The sequence below is a fragment of the Nitrincola sp. A-D6 genome (assembly GCF_000764495.1).
Lineage (GTDB): Bacteria > Pseudomonadota > Gammaproteobacteria > Pseudomonadales > Balneatricaceae > Nitrincola.
This window is the reverse complement of record NZ_JRLB01000093.1, coordinates 1-2875: the sequence shown is the minus strand read 5'-3', so window position 1 is coordinate 2875 and position 2875 is coordinate 1. Positions and strand designations below refer to the sequence as shown.

Genomic DNA, 2875 nt, shown 5'->3' with positions numbered 1-2875 from the left:
TTGCAAAAATTTCATCCCTTTCTGCGCCCTGCTGTCACCGGCCTGGATTTTTTTGCCCCCTTGTGTGCGCGCGGCGGTAGCCGGTATGCTGCGTCAGCAACTGACCTTTGGCTGCGTGTGCAGGACGCGCTGTATTTTTGCGGCGCTGTCCTGGGTAAACATCAACAGCCTCCGCTTCAGGTATCAACTGCTGCTCACCTGAACCGATCAAATCTGTGCGCCCCATCGACTTAAGCGCTTCACGCAGCAACGGCCAGTTTTCCGGATCATGCCAGCGTAAAAATGCTTTATGCAGACGGCGCTGTCGTTCACCTTTGACACTATCCACCTTCTCCGCGCTTTTCTTATACGAAAGACGCCGCAAGGGATTACGTCCGGTATGGTACATCGCTGTCGCGGTGGCCATAGGAGAAGGATAGAAGGCCTGTACCTGGTCGCTTTAAAGCCGTTGGCTTTCAGCCAAAGTGCCAGGTTAAGCATATCCGTATCGGTGGTGCCTGGATGTGCGGCAATAAAATAGGGAATCAAATACTGATCTTTGCCCGCTTCCTTGGAAAAGCGCTCAAACATCTTCTTGAAGGTATCGTAGGTGCCGATTCCCGGCTTCATCATTTTATCCAGCGGACCCTGCTCAGTATGCTCCGGGGCTATTTTCAGATAACCGCCGACATGATGGGTCACCAGTTCACGTACATACTCCGGATCTTCAACCGCCAGGTCATAACGCAAGCCTGAGGCAATGAGTATTTTTTTCACCCCTTTGAGCTTGCGCGCATCCCGGTATAACTGGGTCAGCGCTGAATGGTCGGTATTCAAGTTCGGACATATGCCCGGATAGACACAGGAAGGTTTGCGGCAAGCCGCTTCAATTTCGGTAGTTTTACAGGCGATCCGGTACATATTGGCGGTCGGACCACCCAGATCCGAGATTACTCCGGTAAATCCCGGCACCTTGTCACGGATCTGTTCAATCTCTTTAATAATCGAGGTTTGTGAGCGGTTCTGAATAATCCGTCCTTCATGCTCGGTAATGGAGCAAAAAGTACAGCCGCCAAAACAGCCGCGCATAATATTGACGGAGAAGCGGATCATTTTATAAGCCGGGATCTCGGCTTTACCGTAGCTCGGATGTGGAATTCGGGCATAGGGCAGATCAAAGACATAATCCATCTCGTCGGTGGTCAAGGGGATAGGCGGCGGGTTCAGCCAGACCTCCTGATCACCATGTAACTGTACCAACGCCCGTGCATTGCCTGGGTTGGTTTCCAGATGCAATACCCGACTGGCATGCGCATAGAGCACAGGGTCCTTACTGACTTTTTCAAACGACGGAATGCGTATAACGGTTTTGCTACGATCCAGACGCACGCGGGATTCAATATGCAATACCTGCACTTCATCGTCTGCATCCATCTCAGCGTCTTCACCGCTGCTGCGCTGCTCAATTTCACACTCGGGCAGATCACGGGTATTAACGTAGGGATTGATTATCTTGTCGATTTTGCCCGGACGGTCAATACGGGTTGAATCGATTTCCATCCAGTGTTCCGGTGTATCCTTACGCACAAAGGCGGTACCACGGATATCACGCAGGCTATCGATGGGGTCGCCAGCCGCCAGGCGATGTGCCACCTCGACCACGGCGCGTTCCGCATTACCGTACAACAGCAGATCCGCACGTGAATCCAGTAAAATAGAACGGCGGACTTTATCCTGCCAATAATCATAATGTGCAATACGACGCAATGAGGCTTCGATCCCACCCAGTACCAGCGGCACATCCTTATAAGCTTCACGACAGCGCTGGCTATAGACAATACTGGCACGATCCGGTCGCTTACCCGCGACATTTCCCGGCGTATAGGCATCATCAGAGCGGATTTTGCGATCAGCGGTATAGCGGTTGATCATCGAGTCCATATTGCCAGCGGCAATACCAAAAAACAGACCAGGCTTGCCCAGCGCCTTAAAAGGTTCCGCTGAGTGCCAATCCGGCTGGGCAATAATGCCAACACGAAATCCCTGCGCTTCTAACAGGCGTCCGATAATGGCCATACCAAATGACGGATGATCCACATAGGCATCACCCGTTACCAGAATAATGTCACAGGCATCCCATCCCAGCTGTTGCATTTCCTGGCGGCTCATGGGCAAAAACGGGGCCGCTTTGGATTGGCTCTGTCGAAATGCAGGGCGTGTGTGAATCGGGGTGAATACCTGGGTCATGTAAAACTCAATTAGGTGTTATTAGCTATCGCACAAACCCAGATCAAGCTCAGGTTCTACATAGGGTATAAAACTGGCGCGCGGGTCTTCTTCCTGCTCGGTTTCTGTTGTAACTGGTGCTTCAGGTAACGAAGACTGATCCGCTTCATCAGCGATGGCTGAGTGCGTGATGGCCAACAAAAAAACAGCCAGACATATTAACAGATAATGGCGCATATTTCCTCCTATGGCGTGTCAAACAGGTGCTTCGCTGGGTGGCGGCATTACGTTAGTGTGGCACACCAGGTTGTGCCTCGCCAGAGTGGTGGTATCGCTTTGGTGTGACATGCTAGGTTGTGCCTCGCGGGGTTGTGCCTCACTGGGGTGGTATCACTTTGGTGTAACACGCTAGATTGTGCCTCGCTGGGGTGGTGGTATCACTTTGGTGTGACACAATGGGATGGACTCCTCCTCACCTAACCGGCATCTATGTGCCAAAATGGTGAGTAGACCACAAACCATCTAACGATGAGGAGAAGCCCAGATGACTATTATCCGTGTTGGTGTTGATATTGCAAAGTCTGTTTTTCATGTTCATGGTGCTGACCGTCAGGGTAAAACCTGCTGGCAAGGAAAATACTCACGCAATAAGTGGCTGGATGCAATTAGC

General features: G+C 51.6%; 1 protein-coding gene and 1 pseudogene. Both read right to left on the bottom strand.

From position 1 onward, the window contains the following. Positions 1-34: 34 nt before the first annotated feature. Positions 35-2148, bottom strand: a pseudogene (locus LH51_RS14830) (YgiQ family radical SAM protein). 99 nt (positions 2149-2247) lie between these two features. Further along, positions 2248-2442, bottom strand: a complete 195-nt coding sequence (locus LH51_RS14825) for a hypothetical protein (RefSeq protein ID WP_036523518.1) — start codon at positions 2440-2442, stop codon at positions 2248-2250. Between the last annotated feature and the right edge of the window lie 433 nt (positions 2443-2875).

Bases quoted from the DNA above. Each gene is read 5' to 3' on its own strand.
- LH51_RS14825 (WP_036523518.1), bottom strand. From the start codon at position 2,442: ATGCGCCATTATCTGTTAATATGTCTGGCTGTTTTTTTGTTGGCCATC.